Source organism: Streptomyces sp. NPDC047453 (assembly GCF_040643155.1).
Classification (GTDB): domain Bacteria; phylum Actinomycetota; class Actinomycetes; order Streptomycetales; family Streptomycetaceae; genus Streptomyces.
Genome location: NZ_JBEYTS010000020.1, coordinates 88182 through 109273, shown reverse-complemented (window position 1 = coordinate 109273; position 21092 = coordinate 88182). Strand labels below are relative to the sequence as shown.

Sequence of the window (21092 nt, the reverse complement as noted above, 5' to 3'; positions counted from 1 at the left end):
CCGGCGGCCGCCCTCGTCCCTCCTCTCCCGGACGGGCGGCCGCCTCTCCCACGTCAAGGGGCCGCTCTGTGGGCCGGGCCACAGGGGCCCGACCCACCGGGATGCCGGAGAGGCGATAGCCTGACGGCCGGATCTCTCTTGACGCCAAGAGATCGATCATCCGTTGAGTGATCGGTCATCGCGGCGCCGCCGGTCACCGGCCGGCGGCGGGATCCCGCACCCCGGGGCAGGGACGCCCCACCGCCTGCTGTCATACGGAGAACGCCATGACCCGCACTCCCGTGAACGTCACCGTCACCGGCGCGGCCGGCCAGATCGGTTACGCCCTGCTCTTCCGCATTGCTTCCGGCCAGCTGCTCGGCGCGGACGTGCCGGTCAAACTGCGCCTCCTGGAGATCACGCCGGCGCTGAAGGCCGCCGAGGGCACGGCCATGGAGCTCGACGACTGCGCGTTCCCGCTTCTCCAGGGCATCGACATCAGCGACGACCCGAACGTCGCCTTCGACGGTGCCAACGTCGCCCTCCTGGTCGGCGCCCGCCCGCGCACCAAGGGCATGGAGCGCGGTGACCTCCTCGAGGCCAACGGCGGCATCTTCAAGCCGCAGGGCAAGGCCATCAACGACCACGCCGCGGACGACATCAAGGTCCTGGTCGTCGGCAACCCCGCGAACACCAACGCGCTGATCGCCCAGGCCGCCGCGCCGGACGTGCCGGCGGAGCGCTTCACCGCGATGACCCGCCTGGACCACAACCGCGCGCTGACCCAGCTCGCCAAGAAGACGGGCTCGACGGTCGCCGACATCAAGCGCCTCACCATCTGGGGCAACCACTCCGCGACCCAGTACCCCGACATCTTCCACGCCACGATCGCCGGCAAGAACGCCGCCGAGGTCGTGAACGACGAGAAGTGGCTGGCCGACGACTTCATCCCGACCGTCGCCAAGCGCGGCGCGGCCATCATCGAGGCCCGCGGCGCCTCCTCGGCCGCCTCCGCCGCCAACGCCGCCATCGACCACGTCCACACCTGGGTCAACGGCACCGCCGACGGCGACTGGGCCTCCATGGGCATCCCGTCGGACGGCTCCTACGGCGTTCCCGAGGGCCTGATCTCCTCCTTCCCGGTCACCTGCAAGGACGGCTCGTACGAGATCGTCCAGGGTCTGGAGATCAACGACTTCTCCCGCAGCCGCATCGACGCCTCCGTCAAGGAGCTGGCGGAGGAGCGCGAGGCGGTCCGCTCGCTCGGCCTCATCTGAGCCACCACGCCTGTCCGCAAGGCCCCGTTCCGGTTCCGGCCGGAGCGGGGCCTGCGCGTTCGTGCCGCCCGCTCGGGAGCGAAGGAGACGGCCGTCGTGTGGCTCGTGTCACCGTGGTGTCCTCTTGACAAATCGCTTCCCTCGCGGCTTTCCGTCCCCCTATGCTGATGGTTCATCAGTTCCGTAGCGCTGAGGACCGTTCGCACTCGGGGGAGTCGCGTGAGCACCGCATCCGTGCCGCAGCAACCGCAGCCGACGCCCCCGGACGTGCCCCCGCCCGTGCCGCCGCACGCGAGCGAGGCCACCCGGCTGCTGTGTGCGGGGACCTATCTGGACCCCGCCTTCCGGGACCGCGTCATCGAGGAACTGCACCTCAACGAACAGCGGATCGTGGCCCCCTCCCTCGGCTTCGACGCGGCGCGCGTCCTGGCCCACGCCCTGCGCGCCCGCCGCGTGGAGGTGAGCTGGGCCGCGGCGATCGTGGGCCTGTGGATCGTGGGGTGGCCGCTGACCGGCGGAGCGATGGCCGTCTACCTGCTGCCCGGCCTGCTGCTGGCGACGGGCGTGGCCGTCCGCGGCGACGACCCGCGCGAGCCGGCGGGACGCAAGGCGGCGGCGCTCGCCATGCGCTGGCTGGGCCGCCTGGTGTTCGGGGTCCTCCTGATCGCGACCGTGGTCGCCGCGTTCTCCAGCAAGGAGGAGGCCGAGGCCGCCCGCTACGGCTACGTCGACGGACCGAAGGGCTTCCTGCTGGGCCTGCTGCCCGGACTGGCCGGCATGCTCGGCGGCCACGGCACGATCGGCGCGCTCCAGGCCTGGCTGGCGCTCGTGCTGTTCCTGGCCGTCGCCGTGTGCGCGGGCGTCCAGCGCAGCCAGTTCGCCCGCGCCCTGGGTGGCGAACTGGCCCCGGAGCGCTTCCCGGACGCCGCCTCCGACCCGGCGGAGCGGGCGGAGAGCCCGCGCTTCCAGCGGCTGAAGGAGCGCATCCGGCTGGAACAGCACGCCCCGCTGGTCATGTACCGCGAGTCGCGCCCGTTCTGCGGCGCGGGCAAGGCCCACGACACCTGGGTGCTCGCCGTCGAGATGCGCCCCGCCGAGGGGAAGAAGCCGCTCCCGCTGAGCAACCGCACGGTCCTGGACACCGTCCGGTCGCTCCTGGAGGGCCTGCGGCTGCCCCCGCGGTACGCGGGGCACGCGGTCCGCGACCGGCTGCGCTGGCTGGAGCTGGACGAGTGCGTGTTCCTGCCCGCCGAGGGCATGACCCGCCGGGAGGACGCCCCGTACGGCCCGGAGGCCTTCGAGGCGCACCGGGACCGGGCCGTGGAGGAGGGCGCCGAGAAACGGCGGCACTTCCTGCGGGTGCGGGTCGGCGGCTGGGAGGAGGACTTGGTCGTCACCGTCTACGTGCGCATCCACACCCAGGGGCGGATGCTGATGCTGGAGATCGCCCCGCATGTGCTGATGCCGGTCCGGGAGGACTTCAAGGACGCCGACCGGACGGCCCATCAGCTGCGTACCAACAGCGCGTTCGGCAGGGCGACCTGGGCTGCCGGACAGGTCCCCGTCTCAGCGGTCCGCTCCCTGCTCACCCTGTTCCAGGCCGCCGGTCACGGCTGGCAGCTGCTCACCGGCGGCTACGGCAACGCCCTGCCCGAGGGTCCCGCCGTGTCCGTACGGGAGCTGGGCGCGGCCCGTTCCCGCTCGCTGTTCCAGCAGATGGACGTCGACCGCTACCTGCGCAGCATCCAGGACCGCATCGCGCACGGCGTCCGCACGGCCCTGACCGAACACGGCTACCGGACGGGCGAGTTCGTCCAGAAGGTCGTCAACATCAGCAACGGCGGGGTGCACATCGACTCGGTCGCGCGCAGCACGTTCGCGATCGGCGCGCACGCCCGGGCGACCTCCGCCACGGACGACGGCGCGCACCCCCCGACCACCACCTCCCCGACCACCGACGGTCCGTGACCGGACAGAAGGGACCCGGCAGCGATGACCACCGCGGATGAGCCGGGCGTCAGCATCGGCGACGTCTCGCACAGCACCTTCGCCATCGGCAGCCACGCGCATGCCGAGAGCCACCACCACACGGCCCCGCGCGACCCGGCCGATGAGGAACTGCTCCAGGCCGTACGCGAGCTGCGCGCCGATCTGCGACGCCTGCGGAGCACCGACCAGACCCGGGACCTGGACGCCACGCTGGCCGACACCGAGGACGAGATCACCCGCACCGGCACCGCCGGAGCGAGCGGTCGGCAGCGGCTGCGCGAACTGCTCACCGACGCCCAGTCGGTGCTGACCCTGCTCGCGTCGGCCGGGACGGTGGCCGGCCTGCTCGGGATGTGAGAGGAGAACACCGTGGCCAACGGGGGCGGGCGGTACTGGAACGAGGAGACCCAGCGCTGGGAGGACGGCGTGCGGGACGTGGCGCGGGCGACCCCGCCGCCGCCCGCCCGGCCCGGCCATACGCCGGCACCGCCGCCGGGTGAGGTCCGGGATCCCGACGCGCCCACCGGCGCGTGGCCCGTGGCGGCCCCGCCCGCGCCGCCGGCCGTTCCCGGCGGCCACAGCCGCCGCACCGTCTGGGCGGTGATCGGCGCGTCCGCCGCCGTCGGTGTCGCCGTGGCCCTGGTGGTGACTCTCGGTCCCGGTGGCGAAGGGCACGGCGACGATCGGGGCGCCGCCACGGCGAGCGGCACGCCGGCCGCGACCGCACCGCCCCCGACGACGAACGCCTCACCGGAACCGGACACCGAAACCCCGTCCCCGTCCCCGTCGGCCGGCGAGCCGCCGGCCGGCTACGCCGCCTACGACGACCCGGAGGGCTTCCGTATCGCCGTGCCCGACGGCTGGCAGCACCAGCGGTCCACCGTGAGCTCGCAGTTCGGGATGGACGTCGTCAACTACCGTGATTCCACGGGCCGTCACCGGCTTCAGGTCTACGAGGTGCGGGAGTCCTCCCCGGACGAGTCGTTCGACCTGTACCTGTCCGCGGACGTGCCCAAGCCCCCGGGCTTCCGGACGCTGTCCCTGGTGAACCTGGACAGCGGCGACTTCACCGGCTCCCGGCTGGAGTACCTGGCCGACTCCCTCAGGGGCGAACCGGACATCGGCACCTGGCACGTCGTGGACGAACGCTTCCGGGCCGCCGACGGCAGGCTGTACGCGCTCGCCTCCTACGGCCCCGAATCCGACGGCCGCGACGACGAGCAGGAGGTCCTCAGCGCGGCCGTGGACTGGTTCTGCCCGTCCTCCGCCACCTGCGGAGACTGATCCGCCGCGGTCCAACCGCCCTGACCGCCCTCATGGCGTCCCTTTCACCCAGCAATGTCCGTAAGTTCCGTGACTCGGAACACTTTCGGCCATCGGTCGGGCATGGACGTCATGGAAGGGGGCAGGTGCTCGCTCACTCTCCCTGCGGAGGGCACGACGTGACGCAGGGCAACTGAGCGGGAGCGGAAGGCAGTACCGATCATGGCGGACAGTACGGGACACGGTGCGCGCGGCACCATCCACGCGGGCGGGGAGTGGCGCGAGGCGATCGGCGGCGCGGCACGCGAGATCCTCGACCCCGCGGACGCGGCTCCGTTCGCCGTGGTCGCGGAGGGTGACGAGAAGGACGCGGACGTGGCCGTCGAGGCCGCCCGCCGCGCCTTCGACGGCGGCGAGGGCGCCTGGCCGCGTACCCCGGTCGCCGAGCGCGCCGCCCTGCTGCGCCGGGTGGCCGACCTCCTGGTACGCGACCGGGAGGAGCTCGGCCTGCTGGAGAGCCGGGACACCGGCAAGACCGTGGAGGAGGGCCGCGTCGACGTCGACTGCGTCGCCGACGCCTTCCGCTACTTCGCCGACCTCGTCGCCGCGGAAGCCCCCGGCCGGGTCGTGGACGCGGGCACGCCCGACGTGCACAGTGTCGTCGTGCACGAGCCGGTCGGCGTCTGCGCGCTGATCACGCCCTGGAACTACCCGCTGCTCCAGGCGAGCTGGAAGATCGCCCCGGCGCTCGCCGCCGGAAACACCTTCGTGATCAAGCCGAGCGAGATCACCCCGCTGACCACCGTGGCGCTGATCGACCTGCTCGTCGAGGCGGGCCCGCCCGCGGGCGTGGCCAACATCGTCACCGGCCCCGGCCACACCGTCGGTGCCCGGCTCGCCGAACACCCCGACGTCGGCCTGGTCTCCTTCACCGGCGGCCTGCTCAGCGGTGCGAAGGTGGCCCGGGCCGCCGCCGACACGGTCAAGAAGGTCGCCCTCGAACTCGGCGGCAAGAACCCCAACATCGTCTTCGCCGACGCCTGCGCGACCGACGAGGGCTTCGACACCGCCGTCGACCAGGCCCTCAACGCGGCCTTCCTGCACAGCGGCCAGGTCTGCTCCGCGGGCGCCCGGCTCATCGTCGAGGAACCGGTCCGGGAACGCTTCGTCACCGAACTCGGCCGCCGCGCCCAGAAGATCCGCCTGGGCCGGGGCACCGCGCCCGGTGTCGAGTGCGGTCCGCTCGTCTCCGAGCAGCAGCGCGCCAGGATCGAGGCGTACGTCGCCTCCGCGCTCGCCGAGGGCGCGGTACCGCGCTGCGGCGGCAAGCGGCCCGAGCCCGGGGAGGGCCGGCCCGCCACCGGCTACTTCTACGAGCCGACCGTCCTCGACCACTGCACCCGCCAGATGAAGGTCGTCCGGGAGGAGGTCTTCGGCCCCGTCCTCACCGTCGAGACCTTCCGTACCGAGCACGAGGCGGTCGCGCTCGCCAACGACACCGAGTACGGGCTCGCGGGCGCCGTGTGGACCGCCGACGCGGGCCGTGCCCGGCGCGTGGCCGGCCGGCTGCGCCACGGAACCGTCTGGATCAACGACTTCCACCCCTACCTCCCGCAGGCGGAGTGGGGAGGCTTCGGCAAGAGCGGCGTCGGCCGCGAACTCGGCCCCGCCGGGCTCGCCGAGTACCGCGAGACCAAGCACGTCTACCAGAACCTCGCCCCCAGGCCGGTGCGCTGGTTCGCCGGCTGAGCCCCGTGGGCCGCGGGCGCGCACCCCGCCGCCGCGGCCGCGTTCCGGCACCACCGCAGACATCGAAGTCCCCGGACCTCCTGACCCCCCACTGGAGTACGAGCCCGATGCCCGACAACACCCACGAGTTCGACTACGTCGTCATAGGCGGCGGCACGGCCGGTTCCGTCATCGCCTCCCGCCTCACCGAGAACCCGGACGTCACCGTCGCCGTCATCGAGGGCGGCCCCAGCGACGTGGGCCGCGAGGACGTGCTGACCCTGCGCCGCTGGATGGGCCTGCTCGGCGGCGAACTGGACTACGACTACCCGACCACCGAGCAGCCGCGCGGCAACTCCCACATCCGGCACAGCCGTGCCCGCGTGCTCGGCGGGTGCTCCTCGCACAACACGCTCATCGCGTTCAAGCCGCTGCCGTCCGACTGGGACGAGTGGGAGACGGCCGGCGCCAAGGGCTGGGGCGCGGTCCCGATGGAGGCGTACTACGCCCGGCTCAAGAACAACGTCGTGGCCGTCGACGAGAAGGACCGCAACGCCATCGCCCGCGACTTCGTCGACGCCGCGCAGACGGCGCTCGATGTGCCGCGCGTCGAGGGCTTCAACAAGAAGCCGTTCCACGAGGGCGCCGGCTTCTTCGACCTCGCCTACCACCCTGAGGACAACAAGCGCTCCAGCGCGTCCGTGGCGTATCTGCACCCGGTGATGGACGAGCGCACCAACCTGACGATCCTGCTGGAGACCTGGGCGCACCGGCTCCAGCTGAACGGCACCCGCGCCGAGGGCGTCCACGTGCGCACCAAGGACGGCGCCGAACTCCTCGTACGGGCCCGCCGCGAGGTCGTGATCTGCGCGGGCGCCGTCGACTCGCCCCGGCTGCTGCTGCACTCCGGCATCGGCCCGAAGGCGGACCTGGAGAAGCTCGGCATCCCCGTCGTCCACGACCTGCCGGGCGTCGGCGAGAACTTGCTCGACCACCCCGAGTCGGTGATCGTGTGGGAGACGAACGGCCCCATCCCGGAGAACTCCGCGATGGACTCCGACGCCGGCCTGTTCGTGCGCCGCGACCCCGCAAGCGCGGGCCCGGACCTGATGTTCCACTTCTACCAGATCCCGTTCACGGACAACCCCGAGCGCCTGGGCTACGAACGCCCGCCGTACGGCGTGTCGATGACCCCGAACATCCCCAAGCCGAGGAGCAGGGGCCGGCTGTACCTCACGAGCGCCGACCCGTCCGTCAAGCCGGCCCTGGACTTCCGCTACTTCACCGACGAGGACGACTACGACGCCCGCACCCTCGTCGACGGCATCCGCATCGCCCGCCGGATCGCGCAGACCGAACCGCTGGCCGGCTGGCTGAAGCGGGAGGTGTGCCCCGGTCCGGAGATCCTCGGCGACGCGGAGCTGAGCGAGTACGCCCGCAAGGTCGCCCACACCGTCTACCACCCGGCGGGCACCTGCCGGATGGGCGCCGCCGACGACGAACTCGCGGTCGTCGACCCTGAGTTGCGCATCCGTGGGCTGGACGGCATCCGGATCGCGGACGCCTCCGTCTTCCCGGCCATGCCCGCCGTGAACCCCATGATCGGTGTGCTCATGGTCGGGGAGAAGGCCGTCGACCTGCTCGGAGGTGAGCGCTGATGGCTCTCGAGGTCCCCACGCGCAAACCGCCCACCGACGGCTCCGAGCCCACCCCCGTCTTCTCGGTGGACGGCCTGTGGAAGGTCTTCGGCCCGCGCGCCGACCGGGTCCCCGCCGACCGGGAGCTCGGCGCGCTCGGGCCAGCCGAACTGCGCGAGCGCACCGGCTGCACGGCCGCGGTCCGCGACGTCTCCTTCGACGTGCGCAAGGGCGAGGTCTTCGTCGTCATGGGCCTGTCCGGCTCCGGCAAGTCCACGCTGGTGCGCTGCCTGACCCGGCTGATCGAGCCCACCGCGGGCACCATCGCCATCGACGGCGAGGACGTGCGCGCCATGGACGGGGCCCGGCTGCGCGCCCTGCGCAGGCACCGCGCCGCGATGGTCTTCCAGCACTTCGGCCTGCTGCCGCACCGCACGGTCCTCGACAACGTGGCCTACGGCCTCCAGATCCAGGGCGTCGCCCGGTCCGAGCGGCGCGAGCGGGCCGCCGAGATGGTCGCCAAGGTCGGTCTGAAGGGCATGGAGGAGCGCCGCCCGGCCCAGCTCTCCGGCGGTCAGCGCCAGCGGGTCGGCCTGGCCCGCGCCCTCGCCGTCGACCCCGAAGTGCTGCTGTTCGACGAGCCGTTCAGCGCGCTCGACCCGCTCATCCGGCGGGACATGCAGGAAGAGGTCGTCCGCCTGCACCAGGAGGAGGGCCGGACGATGGTCTTCATCACCCACGACCTCCAGGAGGCCCTCCGGCTCGGCGACCGCATCGCCCTGATGCGCGGCGGCAGCATCGTCCAGCTGGGCAGCCCCGAGGAGATCGTGGGCTCCCCGGCCGACGACTACGTCCGCGAGTTCGTCCGGGACGTCCCGCGCGAGCAGGTGCTGACGGTCCGCGGGGCCATGCGCCCGGCCTCCGCCGACGAGGCCGGCAGCGGCCCGGCGGTTCCCCCGGAGGCGACGGTCGCGCAGGCCATCGAGGCGGTGGCCCGCGCAGGAGCGCCGGCCCGCGTGGTCGACGAAGGCCGCTGCGTCGGCGTCGTCGACTCCGACGCGCTGCTGTCCGTGGTGGCCGGAACCGACGCCACGGAACCGCTCGCGCGCGCGGAGGCGGTCCCGCGCGACGCCGACGCCACCCCGGAGGCCGTCTGATGACGGCGATCGGCGCACCGGCCCTCCGTGCCGGCCTGCCCGGCGTGCTCAAACGCCCCGCCGGCCACAAGCTCCTGGTCCTCGCGGTCCTGGCCGCCGTCCTCGTCCCGCTGGCCCACTCCCGCTGGTCGAGCGGAACCTGGCCGCACGCGCTGACGGTGGACCTGTCCGGCCCGCTCGGCAGCGCCAGCGACTGGATCATCGACAACCGCGACAGCCACCCGCTGTTCCTCTACTTCCTCGGCCACGTCAGCAACGCGGTCGTGATCTCCGTGCGCGCCGTCTACCTCACGCTCCTCGCCGCCGGCTGGGCGGGCGTCACGGCCGCCGCCGCCCTCGTGGCATGGCGCGTGGCCGGTGTCCGGCTCGCCCTCGGCACGGCCGCCGCCTTCGTCGCCTGCGGACTGCTCGGCATGTGGGTGCCGACCATGCAGACGCTCGCCCTGATGGTGGTCGCGGTGCTCGCCTCCGTCCTCGTGGGCACCCTGCTCGGTCTGGCCGCGGGCCTGTCCGACCGCATGGACCGGGTCCTGCGCCCGGTCCTGGACACCATGCAGGTGCTCCCGGCGTTCGCGTACCTGCTCCCCGTCGTCCTGGTCTTCGGCATCGGCGTACCCGCCGCGGTCCTGGCCACGGTCGTCTACGCCGCCCCTCCCATGGCCCGGCTGACCGCGCTCGGCCTGCGCGGCGCGGACCCGGAGGTGCTGGAGGCGGTCGACTCCCTCGGCGCCACCGCACGCCAGCGCCTGCTGACCGCCCGGATCCCGCTGGCCCGCAAGGAACTCCTCCTCGGCGTCAACCAGACGATCATGATGGCGCTGTCCATGGCGGTCATCGCCTCCGTGATCGGCGCCGGCGGCCTCGGCGACCGTGTCTACCAGGCGCTCGCCTCGGTCGACGTGGGCGCGGCCCTCGCGGCCGGCATCCCCATCGTGCTGCTGGCCGTCGTACTGGACCGGGTGACCGGAGCCGCCGGAGAGCGCCTCGGGCAGGAGCGGCACGGCGTCCGCCCCTGGGCCTACGCCGCCGTCGCCACCGTGGCCGTCGCCCTGGCCGCGCGCCTGGCGGGCAGCCCGGACTGGCCCGCGGACTGGACCGTCGGCATCGCCGAGCCGGTCAACCGCGCCGTCGGCTGGATGACCGCCCACCTGTACTCCGGCGTCCCGTACATCGGCGGCACCGCCGACTGGGCGGGCCACTTCACCACCTGGATCCTGGACCCGGTCCGCTCCGGCCTCCAGTGGCTGCCGTGGTGGTCGGTGCTGCTGATCGTCGCCGCCCTCGCGTGGCTGATCGGCACCTGGCGCACCGCGCTGACCGCCGTCCTCGCCATGGCCGCCATCGGTGTGCTCGGCGTGTGGAAGCCGTCCCTGGACACCCTGTCCCAGGTGCTGGCGGCCGTCGCCGTCACTCTCGTCCTCGGCTTCGTGACCGGCGTCGCCGCCGCCCGCAGCGACCGCGTCGAGAAGCTGCTGCGCCCGGTCCTCGACGTCTTCCAGACGATGCCGCAGTTCGTGTACCTGATTCCGGTGGTCGCGCTGTTCGGCGTGGGCCGCGCCCCGGCCGTCGCCGCCGCCGTCGTCTACGCCCTGCCCGCGGTCGTCCGGATCACCGCGCAGGGCCTGCGCCAGGTCGACCCGGCGGCCCTGGAGTCCGCCCGCTCGCTCGGCGCGACCAGCGGCCAGCAGCTCCGCCAGGTGCAGCTGCCGCTCGCCCGCCCGGCGCTGCTGCTCGCCGTCAACCAGGGCGTGGTGCTCGTCCTCGCGGTCGTCATCATCGGCGGCCTGGTCGGTGGCGGCGCGCTCGGCTACGACGTGGTCTTCGGCCTCGCCCAGGGCGACCTGGCGACCGGCCTGGTCGCCGGCGCGGCGATCGTCTGCCTCGGCCTGATGCTCGACCGGGTGACGCAGCCGACCGGCCGCCGCACCAGGAAGGGAGCCTGACATGGGACGTCGTACGACTCTCACCACCACCGCCGTCGCGGTGCTGGCGCTGACCTGCGGCTGCGGCGCCGCCGACATGACCCGGCAGGCCTCGCCGTTCGCGGGCGCGCGGGGCTCGAAGACCGTGACCCTGTCCGTGCAGTCGTGGGTCGGCGCGCAGGCCAACGTGGCCGTCGCCCAGTACCTCCTCGAACACGAGCTGGGCTACCGCGTCGACACCGTCCAGGTCGACGAGGTCCCCGCCTGGGACGCGCTCAGCCAGGGCCGCGTCGACGCCATCCTGGAGGACTGGGGCCACCCCGACCAGGAGAAGCGCTACGTCGACGACAAGAAGACCATCGCGCGGGGCGGCGACCTCGGGGTGACCGGGCACATCGGCTGGTTCGTCCCGACGTACCTCGCCAAGCGGTACCCGGACATCACCGACTGGAGGAACCTCGACAAGTACGCCCCGCTCTTCCGCACCGCGGAGAGCGGTGGCAAGGGCCAGCTGCTGGACGGCTCCCCGTCCTACGTCACCAACGACAAGGCGCTGGTGAAGAACCTGAACCTGAACTACCAGGTGGTCTTCGCCGGTTCCGAGGCGGCGCAGATCACCCAGATCAAGCAGTTCGCCAAGGAGAAGAAGGCCTTCCTGACGTACTGGTACGCGCCGCAGTGGCTGTTCGAGAAGGTCCCCATGACGGAGGTGCGCCTGCCGCCGTACAAGGAGGGCTGCGACGCAGACGCGGCCAAGGTCGCCTGCGCCTACCCGCACACGGCGCTGCGGAAGTACCTCAACGCCGACTTCGCCCGGTCCGGCGGCGCGGCGGCCGCCTTCCTGAAGAAGTTCAAGTGGACCACCGAGGACCAGAACGAGGTCTCCTTGATGATCGCCGACCAGAAGCTCACCCCGGCCGAGGCGGCGAAGAAGTGGGTGGACGGACACCGGTCCACGTGGAAGGCGTGGCTGCCCTGAGGGCGGCCGGGGCCCGCCGGGCCTTCCGGTCCAGGGGCGCGGGCGGCCCCTGGACCGGGGGCGTCACTTGTACTGCCCCGGCGTGTAGTGGCCCGGGACCGCGCGGGCCGTCACACCGAACCGGTTCCAGGCGTTGATCACCGTGATCGAGGCGATCAGGTGGGCCAGCTCGGCCTCCTCGAAGTGCGCGGCAGCCCTCTCGTACACCTCGTCCGGCACGAAGCCGTCGGTGAGGACCGTGACGGCCTCGGTCAGCTCGATCGCCGCGAGCTCCTTCTCCGTGTAGAAGTGCCGCGACTCCTCCCAGGCGCCGAGCTGCACGATCCGCTCCACGCTCTCGCCGGCCGCGAGCGCGTCCTTGGTGTGCATGTCCAGGCAGAACGCGCAGTGGTTCAGCTGCGAGGCGCGGATCTTGACCAGCTCGCGCAGCCGCGGGTCGAGGCCCTGGCCCGCGGCCGCGTCCAGCCGGACCATCGCCTTGTAGACCTCGGGGGCGTGCTTGGCCCACTGCATCCGGGGCTCGTGTTCGGGCGCGTACGCGGGCGCGCCTTCGATGGTGTCCGTGTGTTCGCCGGTGTTCGTCGTCGTAGCCATACGCCCGACCCTATGAGCGAAGCAGCCCAGGAGTATGGTCCATTTCCATGGCGGAATCATGGGCCACTCTGGGCGTGGACCTGCATCTGGAACCGGCCGGCCCCGGCGTGCGCCGCGGCCTCACCGACGCCCTGCGCGAGGCGGTCCGCACCGGCCGCCTGGCCCCCGGAACCCGGCTGCCCTCCTCCCGGAGCCTCGCCGCCGACCTGGGCATCGCCCGCAACACGGTCGCCGACGCCTACGCCGACCTGGTCGCCGAGGGCTGGCTCACCGCCCGCCAGGGCTCGGGTACGCGCGTGGCCACGGGGGCACCCGCCTCGCCGTTCGGGCCGCCGCCGAGCGCGGACGTCCGGCAGACCGGCTCGGCCCGGCATCCCCGCGAACGCCCCCGCCCCGTCCACGACCTCGTCCCCGGCACCCCGGACCTCGCCTCCTTCCCCCGCACCCAGTGGCTCAAGGCCGCCCGCCGCGCCCTGGCCGCCGCCCCCCACCAAGCCCTCGGCTACGGCGACCCGCGCGGCCGGCCCGAACTGCGCACCGCGCTCGCCGGCCATCTCGCCCGCGTCCGGGGCGTCCGCACCGACCCCGACCACCTGCTGGTGTGCGCGGGCTTCTCGCACGGACTGCGGATCCTCGGCACGGTGCTGCGGGCCCGCGGCGTCACCACGGTCGCCGTCGAGTCGTACGGCCTCGACGTGCACTGGGACCTCCTGGCCCGCGCGGGCCTGCGCACCCGCCCGCTGCCCTTCGACGAACTCGGCACCGTCACCGGCGAACTGAGCGGCCCCGGAGCGGTCCTGCTCACCCCCGCCCACCAGTTCCCGATGGGCGTGCCCCTGCGCCCCGACCGGCGCGCGGCCGTGACGGACTGGGCCCGGCGCACCGGCGGCCTGATCCTGGAGGACGACTACGACGGCGAGTTCCGCTACGACCGCCAGCCCGTCGGCGCGCTCCAGGGACTGGACCCCGACCGCGTGGTCTACCTGGGCACGGCGAGCAAGTCCCTGGCCCCCGGCCTGCGCCTGGCCTGGATGGCGCTGCCCCCGTCCCTCATGGCGGAGGCCACGGCCGCCAAGGGGCCCTCCGACACCTGCGGGGTGCTGGACCAGCTGACGCTCGCGGAGTTCATCACCTCCGGCGCCTACGACCGCCATGTGCGCTCGGCCCGTCTGCGCTACCGCCGGCGGCGCGACACCCTGGTCGAGGCCCTCGCCACCCGCGCGCCCGACGTCCGCCCCACCGGCATCGCCGCCGGTCTGCACGCCGTGCTGCGCCTGCCGCCCGGCACCGAACCCGCGGTGGTCCAGGCGGCCGCCTGGCAGGGCCTCGCCCTGCACGGGCTGTCCCGCTTCCGCCACGAGCAGGCCGCCGTGGCACCGCTGGACGCCCTGGTCGTCGGCTACGGCACCCCACCGGACCACGCGTGGGCGGCGGCCCTGGACGCCCTGTGCCGGGTGCTGCCCTGACGGCCCGTCGGGCGGACCGCCGGGCGGTGGTCACCCCTGCTCGGCAGGCACCTTCCCGGCCGGTTCTTCCTCGGCCGGCGCCTCCCCGAACCGCGCCAGCGCCAGGGCGCCCGCCACCGCCACCGCGAAGCCGAGCACCGCGAGCCAGGCCAGGCCCTCGCGGGTGCGGTCGCCCAGCCACACCACCCCGATCGCCGCGGGGCCGATCGTCTCGCCGATGACCATGCCCGCGGTGGCCGTGGTGACCGAACCGCGCTGGAGGGCCGAGGTCAGCAGCAGGAAGGCGGCTCCGCCGCCGAGGAGCAGCGCGTAGGCCGCCGGGTTGGTGAACAGCGCCGCCGGGGCGAGCGAGTCGATCAGCCGCACCGTCACCTCGACCACGCCGAAGCCGAAGCCCGCGCCCAGGCCCAGCAGCAGGGCACGGACGCGTTCGGGCAGGCGGCCGGCGACCGCCCCGAGCAGCAGTACGGCCAGCGCCGCCCCGAGCATCGCCCACTTCAGCGCCGCCGAGCCGTCCTCGCGGCCCTCCGTGCCCGAGGCCAGCCCCAGCATGGCCAGACCGGCGCAGACGACGCCCACCGCCGACCACTCCACCGCGCTCAGCCGCACCCGCAGCAGCCGGGACGCGGTCACCGCCGTCACCGCGAGGCTGGCGGCGAGGGCCGCGCCGACCACATAGATCGGCAGCGAGCGCAGGGCCGCGATCTGGAGCAGGAACCCGAGGCCGTCCAGGCCCAGGCCCGCCAGGTACCGCCACTGCCGCACCGCCCGCAGCAGCAGCGCCGCGTCCCCGCCGGTGTCCGCCGCGGCCCGTGCGGCGATGGCCTGAAGCACCGTTGCCATGCCGAAACACACCGCCGCACCGAGCGCGCACACCATTCCGAAGAGCACGAGGCGACTCTAGGGGAGCGGTGGATCCGCGCACCGCCCGATCCGGCCGCACGCACCGCCGGCTCCTGCCGGACTCCGTGTGTCAACTGGCTACGCGCCGAGCACCGCCCGCAGTTGGGCCAGCCCCCAGTCCAGGTCCTCCTCGCCGATCACCAGCGGCGGGGCGATCCGGATCGTCGAGGGGTGGGTGTCCTTCACCAGGACGCCCCGGTCCATCAGCTTCCGGGCGATCTCCCGCCCGGTCCCCAGCGACCGGTCCACGTCCACGCCCGCCCACAGCCCGCGTCCGCGCACCGCCCGCACCCGGCCCGTGCCGGCCAGCCGCTCCAGCTCGCGGTGCAGATGCCCGCCCAGCTCCGCGGCCCGTGCCTGGAACTCGCCCGAGCGCAGCATCGCGATCACCTCCAGCGCCACCGCGCACGCCAGCGGGTTCCCGCCGAACGTCGACCCGTGCTCGCCCGGCCGGAACACGCCGAGCACCTCCCGCGAGGACACCACCGCCGACACCGGCACGATCCCGCCGCCCAGCGCCTTCCCGAGCACGTACACATCCGGCACCACCCCCTCGTGCTCGCACGCGAAGGTACGGCCGGTGCGCCCGAGACCCGACTGGATCTCGTCGGCGACGAACAGCACGTTCCGCTCCCGTGTCAGCTCCCGCACCGCGGGCAGATAACCGGCCGGCGGCACCAGCACCCCCGCCTCGCCCTGGATCGGCTCGAGCAGCACGGCGACCGTGTTCTCCGTCATCGCCGACCGCATCGCCGTCAGGTCCCCGTACGGCACGATCTCGAAGCCCGGCGTGTACGGCCCGAAGTCCGCCCTGGCCTCCGGGTCGGTGGAGAAGCTGATGATCGTCGTCGTACGGCCGTGGAAGTTGTTGCCCGCGACCACGATCTTCGCCATCTCCCCGGGCACGCCCTTGACCCGGTAACCCCACTTCCGGGCCGTCTTCACGGCCGTCTCCACCGCCTCGGCGCCCGTGTTCATCGGCAGCACCGATTCCATGCCGCACAGCTCCGCCAGCTGCTCGCAGAACGCCGCGAACCGGTCGTGGTGGAAGGCCCGCGAGGTCAGTGTCACCCGCTCCATCTGTGCCTTGGCCGCCTCGATCAGCCGCCGGTTGCGGTGCCCGAAGTTCAGCGCCGAGTAACCGGCCAGCAGATCGAGGTACCGGCGCCCCTCCACGTCCGTCATCCACGCGCCCTCCGCCGTGGCGATCACCACGGGCAGCGGGCGGTAGATGGGTGCGCTGTGGGCGTCGGCTGCGGCGATGAGGTCTTCCGTGGCGGTCACGGCGGCTCCCGAGGACGAGGGGCGCCTCCCCCGGGAAGGGGAGGTTGTCCTCCTTCCTATCCTCGCTCGCATGGCGGACGCGGGAACTGCGCCGTGGGGTGCGCCCGGTAGGCTGACGACGGGCCGTGACTGGCGCGCTGGGATGGGACCGACCATCGGGGAGCGGCCCGAGCGGAAAGTGTGCCGTGCGCCTGGGCCGTAACGTGAACGCCGATGCCACGTCCGGAGGTCCCGATGCCTGAGAACACCGCGCCCCTGTCCAACGAGTCCACCGCCTTCCGTGCCGCCCTCGACGTGATCCGCGCCGTCGAGCCGCGCGTGGCCGACGCCATCGGCCAGGAGGTCGCCGACCAGCGCGAGATGCTCAAGCTGATCGCCTCCGAGAACTACGCCTCCCCGGCCACCCTGCTGGCCATGGGCAACTGGTTCAGCGACAAGTACGCCGAGGGCACCATCGGCCGCCGCTTCTACGCCGGCTGTCGCAACGTCGACACCGTCGAGTCGCTGGCCGCCGAGCACGCCAAGGAACTCTTCGGCGCCCGCCACGCCTACGTCCAGCCGCACTCCGGCATCGACGCCAACCTCGTCGCCTTCTGGGCCGTCCTCGCCCAGCGCGTGGAGGCCCCCGCCCTGGAGAAGGCCGGGGTCCGCCAGGTCAACGACCTCTCCGAGGCGGACTGGGCCGAACTGCGCCAGGCCTTCGGCAACCAGCGCATGCTCGGCATGTCCCTGGACGCCGGCGGACACCTCACCCACGGCTTCCGCCCGAACATCTCCGGAAAGATGTTCGACCAGCGCTCCTACGGCACCGACCCGGCCACCGGCCTCCTCGACTACGAGGCCCTGCGCGCCTCCGCCCGCGAGTTCAAGCCGCTGATCATCGTCGCCGGCTACTCCGCCTACCCGCGCCTGGTGAACTTCCGGATCATGCGCGAGATCGCCGACGAGGTCGGCGCCACGCTCATGGTCGACATGGCCCACTTCGCGGGCCTGGTCGCCGGCAAGGTCCTCACCGGCGACTTCGACCCGGTCCCGCACGCCCAGATCGTGACCACCACCACCCACAAGTCCCTGCGCGGCCCGCGCGGCGGCATGGTCCTGTGCGACGACTCCCTCAAGGACCAGGTCGACCGGGGCTGCCCGATGGTCCTCGGCGGCCCCCTCCCGCACGTCATGGCCGCCAAGGCGGTCGCCCTGGCCGAGGCCCGGCAGCCCTCCTTCCAGGACTACGCCCAGCGCATCGTCGACAACTCCCGCGCCCTCGCCGAGGGTCTGATGCGCCGCGGGGCCACCCTCGTCACCGGAGGCACCGACAACCACCTCAACCTGATCGACGTCGCCTCCTCCTACGGCCTCACCGGCCGTCAGGCCGAGGCCGCCCTGCTCGAGTCCGGCATCGTCACCAACCGCAACGCGATCCCGGCCGACCCCAACGGCGCCTGGTACACCTCCGGCATCCGCATCGGCACCCCCGCGCTGACCACCCGTGGTCTGGGCACCGCCGAGATGGACGAGGTCGCCGGCCTGATCGACCGCGTCCTGACGGCCACCGAGCCCGGCACCACCGGCAAGGGCACCCCGTCCAAGGCCCAGCACGTCCTCGACCCGAAGATCGCGGACGAGATCGCCCACCGGGCCACGGACCTCGTGGCGGTCTTCCCCCTCTACCAGGAGATCGACCTCGGCTGACCCGTCCCCGCACGGGACTCACAGGTCACAGGGCACTGGACTGACAGGGCACAGGACTCACAGGTCGATCAGCTCCTGCCGTGGTTCCTCCCGCGGCGGTCCGGCACCGCGCCGGGCCGCCGCGCGGCATATCAGCAGCGTGCCGCCGGCCCCGGCGGCCAGCCCGCCGGCCGCCCACCACAAGTGATCACCCCGGCCGTCCGGACTGCCGCCCGGAGTCCTGCCGGGCGCACCGTCCACGTCACCCAGCAGCCCCGTGCGGGCCAGCCGTTCGTACAGGTCCCGTGGCGCCCGGTGCCAGCGGATGTCGTCGTCCTCCACATCCGGGGCCAGGTCCGAGCGCACCCACGGTGCGCCGTCCTCCGCCACGATCAACTGGTCCTGCCGCTCCACGGCCACATCCCCTCCCGGCGGCCTGCTCGTCACCGGCCACCCTCCGACCCCGGTCAGCCCCCACACCACGGTCACCCGCACCCCCGGATGCCGCCCCCGTGCCCAGGCGTCCGGCACCGGCTCCGTCCCCGTGTACGCCGGGCGCAGCAACTCCCGGAGCCGGGCGAAGTCGCGATCGCCCAGGTGCAACGCCCGGGTCCGCCCCGAACCGCCCGCGACGACCAGGGCCACATCCGGCGCACGCGGCTCACCGCCCCCGTCCGAGGCCGCCGCGACCGCCGGCACCCCGCACAGCAGCACCCCCACTCCGGCCACCGCCACCGGCAGCACCGAGATCAGCCATGGCGCCGAGCGCCCGCCGCGCAGTGCCATCCGACCACCCCCTCCGTCCCCCCGCGCACGTCTCTCGTCCTTGGCGCGCGTCCTACACGTCCCGCAGCTCCTGCCGGGGCCCCGGGTCCCGCTGCCGCCGCAGGCGGTCGAGCGGGAGCCTCGAAGCGAAGGGCCGCAGCACCAGCGCGAGCACCGCCCCGGCCGCCGCTCCCGGTATCGCCCACCACCAGTCGGTGCCGTCGCCACCCGCGGCCGGCACACTCACCCGCACCGTCTGCGTCCCCTCGTCCGCGTCGGGTCCGGCGGTGTCCGGTGCGGCGGTGTCCGGTGCGGCCGTTTCCGCCTGCCACGGCGCCGGGAAGATGCCGCTGTACCCCTGGCCCCCCGCCGAGGCCTTGCCCATCACGCCCAGCTCCGCGAGCAGGGCACGCAGCCGGGCGGGCTGCTCGGCGCGGTGCCAGTACCCGTTCATGGACTCGGGCACGTTCGCCGCCGTGTGGATCCAGACGGCGCTATCGCCGGTCACCGGGAAGACCTGGTCGAGTCGCCACGGTGATATGTCGTGCGCCAGCCAGGTCACGTTGATCTGCCGGGCGTGGACCAGGTCGGCCTCGGGCGGCTTGTCGCGGCTGCCCGAGCCCGCCGGGCCCAGGAGCCTCTCCAACTGCCCGTACTCCTTCGCGGAGTAGTACAGCGCGCCGGCCTCCCCGCTCTGCGGCGAGGTCACCAGCACACTGGTCGGACCGCCCGCCGCCGCGGAGGACGCGCCCCACACCATCACGGCGAGCACCATCGTCAACGCGCCCATGAGCGCGGTCAGTTCACGAACCCTCCACCTGCCCATCCGAACCCCCACCGGCCGAATCCGGCGCGGCCCGCCCCGGGCCGCGCATCACTTCTGGTACACCGCCCGGCCCGTCCGGGTTCCCACCCCGCGTCACCAACCTGTCCGATCAGCACACCTAGGGCGAAGGCCGCCCGGAAGTCCCGGACTCCAGCAGGTCCGACCGGGCGATCCGCGTCGCGCGCGCCTTCGACGCCACTCCCTCCAGCCGGAGCGTCACGGTGTCGTCGCCCCTCCCGTGCATCCACAGCAGCGTCGGACCGGCGGTCCTCCTGCTCCGGGTGAAGCGATGGCCGTCGGCGTCCATCAGCCAGAAGCTGAGCAGATGCGGCCTCGGGAACCACAGGGCGGTGTCCTGAACGCCATCGGCCGACGGCGCGTCCAGCGTGATCCACTCCGGTGGTTCCCGCAGGCTCTTGGCGAAGCTGACGTCCAGCCGCTGCGGGAACTCGTCGAGCCGTATCGTCCGCCCCTGTTCGTGCCAGCACAGGGTCACCAGGAACCGTCCCCGCGGCTCGTCGGTCACCGTCACCGCGTCCGGCACGCCGAGCGCGTCCGGCACGAGGGGCTCGAAGCCCGTCTGCCGCCGGGCCTGCTCCAAGGACAGCGACCGGCCGCAACCGGGGACCTCGACGCCGGGCGAGGGCACCGCCGACGGGTCGTACCGCACCTCGACACCGGCGAAGCCGAACCAGTCGAGGACCGCCGCCCGTACCGGGGGAGTGAGCGCGAGGACCGTCAGCAGACCGCACAGGGCCGCCATCAGGGAACGCCATCGCGTCCGCGTCCAGCGCCGCACCGCCCGCAGCCGCTCACCGGCACCCGCCGGCTCGGCCACCGGGACCGGCACCTGATCGGCCAGTATCTGCTGAAGCACCCGCTCCACCATCGACTCGGGTCCCGCCTCCGGACCCGCCGGCCCCGCCGCCCCGGGCGCGTCCAGCGACCGCCCGAGCGCCCGCAGCTCCTCCGGCAGCCCGGGGGTTCCCGCCCCCTCCTGCTCACGCACGCTCCTCACCTCCTTCCCGGGGCTGGGTCCGGGCATCCGGCAGCAGCCGGCCCAGCTTGCGCAGGGCGCGGTTGAGACGGGACTTCACCGTGCCGCGGGGCCAGCCCAGGGCCTGGGCGGTCTCCGACTCGTCCATCTCCAGCAGATAGCGGTAGGTGACGACCAGGCGGTGCTCCTCGCTCAGTTGTTCCAGCGCGGCCAGCAGGGCGGCGCGGCGCTCCGTGCGCAGCGTCGCCACTGCGGGGTCCGCCGACTCCGGTATCAGTGGCTCGGCCTCCGCGAACGCCGCCTCCCGGCCGGCGAGCGTGCGCCGCCGGGCCGCGGCGCGCACTGTGTTCCTCGTCTCATTGGCCACGATCGACAGCAGCCACGGCTTGAAGGCCGAGTCGCCCCTGAACCGGCCCAGGGCGCAGTACGCCTTGACGAAGGCCTGCTGCACCACGTCCTCCGCGTCCGCCCCCGCCCCGAGCGCGGTGGCCGCCCTGAGCGCGATGCCCGTATGGGCTCGCACCAGCTCCGCGTACGCCTCCGGCTCTCCGGCGCGTACGCGTGCGATCACCGCGGCCTCATCGACGATGCGGCCCCCCTCCCGCGTTCTCACACCCTTGTTACACCGCGCTGGACGATTCGGTTCCCACCTGTTTCC

General features: G+C 73.4%; 18 protein-coding genes and 1 riboswitch. Of the genes, 11 read left to right on the top strand and 7 right to left on the bottom strand.

The window, feature by feature from the left end:
* Positions 1-266 precede the first annotated feature (266 nt).
* The 9 genes from ABZ818_RS19790 (at position 267) to ABZ818_RS19750 (ending at position 11931) form a co-directional block, all read left to right on the top strand.
* Positions 267-1256, top strand: a complete 990-nt coding sequence (locus ABZ818_RS19790) for a malate dehydrogenase (protein ID WP_361415989.1) — start codon at positions 267-269, stop codon at positions 1254-1256.
* Between the two features lie 219 nt (positions 1257-1475).
* Positions 1476-3224: a hypothetical protein gene (locus tag ABZ818_RS19785; RefSeq protein ID WP_361415987.1), complete on the top strand. Its 1749-nt coding sequence runs from the start codon at positions 1476-1478 to the stop codon at positions 3222-3224.
* 24 nt (positions 3225-3248) lie between these two features.
* Complete coding sequence (locus ABZ818_RS19780) at positions 3249-3602, top strand: hypothetical protein (protein WP_225079001.1); 354 nt, start codon at positions 3249-3251, stop codon at positions 3600-3602.
* A gap of 12 nt (positions 3603-3614) precedes the next feature.
* Complete coding sequence (locus tag ABZ818_RS19775) at positions 3615-4529, top strand: hypothetical protein (protein WP_361415985.1); 915 nt, start codon at positions 3615-3617, stop codon at positions 4527-4529.
* A gap of 201 nt (positions 4530-4730) precedes the next feature.
* On the top strand, positions 4731-6257 hold the full coding sequence (locus tag ABZ818_RS19770) for an aldehyde dehydrogenase family protein (RefSeq protein WP_361415983.1): 1527 nt from the start codon (positions 4731-4733) through the stop codon (positions 6255-6257).
* 107 nt (positions 6258-6364) lie between these two features.
* Positions 6365-7894 carry a GMC oxidoreductase gene (locus ABZ818_RS19765; RefSeq protein ID WP_361415981.1) on the top strand — a complete coding sequence of 510 codons (1530 nt, stop codon included), beginning with the start codon at positions 6365-6367 and terminating at the stop codon, positions 7892-7894.
* Entirely contained in the window at positions 7894-9030 is a 1137-nt protein-coding gene (locus tag ABZ818_RS19760) for a glycine betaine/L-proline ABC transporter ATP-binding protein (RefSeq protein ID WP_361415979.1), read from the top strand. Before ABZ818_RS19765 ends, ABZ818_RS19760 begins: the two co-directional genes overlap by 1 nt.
* Positions 9030-10973: an ABC transporter permease subunit gene (locus ABZ818_RS19755; RefSeq protein ID WP_361415977.1), complete on the top strand. Its 1944-nt coding sequence runs from the start codon at positions 9030-9032 to the stop codon at positions 10971-10973. Before ABZ818_RS19760 ends, ABZ818_RS19755 begins: the two co-directional genes overlap by 1 nt.
* 1 nt (position 10974) lies before the next feature.
* Positions 10975-11931 carry an ABC transporter substrate-binding protein gene (locus tag ABZ818_RS19750; protein ID WP_361415975.1) on the top strand — a complete coding sequence of 319 codons (957 nt, stop codon included), beginning with the start codon at positions 10975-10977 and terminating at the stop codon, positions 11929-11931.
* A gap of 63 nt (positions 11932-11994) precedes the next feature.
* Here ABZ818_RS19750 and ABZ818_RS19745 read toward each other — a convergent pair whose 3' ends face one another.
* Positions 11995-12444 (bottom strand): carboxymuconolactone decarboxylase family protein, encoded by a 450-nt coding sequence (locus ABZ818_RS19745; RefSeq protein ID WP_361416024.1) that lies wholly within the window; start codon positions 12442-12444, stop codon positions 11995-11997.
* Between the two features lie 128 nt (positions 12445-12572).
* On the opposite strand from ABZ818_RS19745, the gene ABZ818_RS19740 reads away from it, so the two are divergent.
* Positions 12573-13991, top strand: coding sequence for a PLP-dependent aminotransferase family protein (locus ABZ818_RS19740; RefSeq protein WP_361415973.1), 1419 nt, complete (start codon positions 12573-12575; stop codon positions 13989-13991).
* Positions 13992-14021: 30 nt separating this feature from the next.
* Here the strand turns inward: ABZ818_RS19740 and ABZ818_RS19735 are convergent, their stop codons facing one another.
* Both ABZ818_RS19735 and rocD read right to left on the bottom strand, forming a co-directional pair.
* Positions 14022-14870 (bottom strand): hypothetical protein, encoded by an 849-nt coding sequence (locus tag ABZ818_RS19735; RefSeq protein ID WP_361416022.1) that lies wholly within the window; start codon positions 14868-14870, stop codon positions 14022-14024.
* A gap of 102 nt (positions 14871-14972) precedes the next feature.
* The gene (rocD, locus tag ABZ818_RS19730) at positions 14973-16178 is read right to left on the bottom strand and encodes an ornithine--oxo-acid transaminase (protein WP_361415971.1); all 1206 of its coding nucleotides are present in this window, start codon (positions 16176-16178) and stop codon (positions 14973-14975) included.
* Positions 16179-16293: 115 nt separating this feature from the next.
* A riboswitch (ZMP/ZTP riboswitch) is annotated at positions 16294-16382 on the top strand.
* 30 nt (positions 16383-16412) lie between these two features.
* On the opposite strand from rocD, the gene ABZ818_RS19725 reads away from it, so the two are divergent.
* Positions 16413-17867: a glycine hydroxymethyltransferase gene (locus tag ABZ818_RS19725; protein ID WP_361415969.1), complete on the top strand. Its 1455-nt coding sequence runs from the start codon at positions 16413-16415 to the stop codon at positions 17865-17867.
* A 57-nt stretch (positions 17868-17924) separates the two neighbouring features.
* Here the strand turns inward: ABZ818_RS19725 and ABZ818_RS19720 are convergent, their stop codons facing one another.
* The 4 genes from ABZ818_RS19720 to ABZ818_RS19705 all read right to left on the bottom strand — a co-directional run bounded on the left by ABZ818_RS19720 (position 17925) and on the right by ABZ818_RS19705 (position 21005).
* Complete coding sequence (locus tag ABZ818_RS19720; protein ID WP_361415967.1) at positions 17925-18632, bottom strand: hypothetical protein; 708 nt, start codon at positions 18630-18632, stop codon at positions 17925-17927.
* Positions 18633-18684: 52 nt separating this feature from the next.
* Positions 18685-19437: a hypothetical protein gene (locus ABZ818_RS19715; protein ID WP_361415965.1), complete on the bottom strand. Its 753-nt coding sequence runs from the start codon at positions 19435-19437 to the stop codon at positions 18685-18687.
* A 118-nt stretch (positions 19438-19555) separates the two neighbouring features.
* On the bottom strand, positions 19556-20446 hold the full coding sequence (locus ABZ818_RS19710) for a hypothetical protein (RefSeq protein ID WP_361415963.1): 891 nt from the start codon (positions 20444-20446) through the stop codon (positions 19556-19558).
* Positions 20439-21005: a sigma-70 family RNA polymerase sigma factor gene (locus ABZ818_RS19705; protein WP_361415961.1), complete on the bottom strand. Its 567-nt coding sequence runs from the start codon at positions 21003-21005 to the stop codon at positions 20439-20441. The genes ABZ818_RS19710 and ABZ818_RS19705 overlap by 8 nt, the downstream gene beginning before the upstream one ends.
* Between the last annotated feature and the right edge of the window lie 87 nt (positions 21006-21092).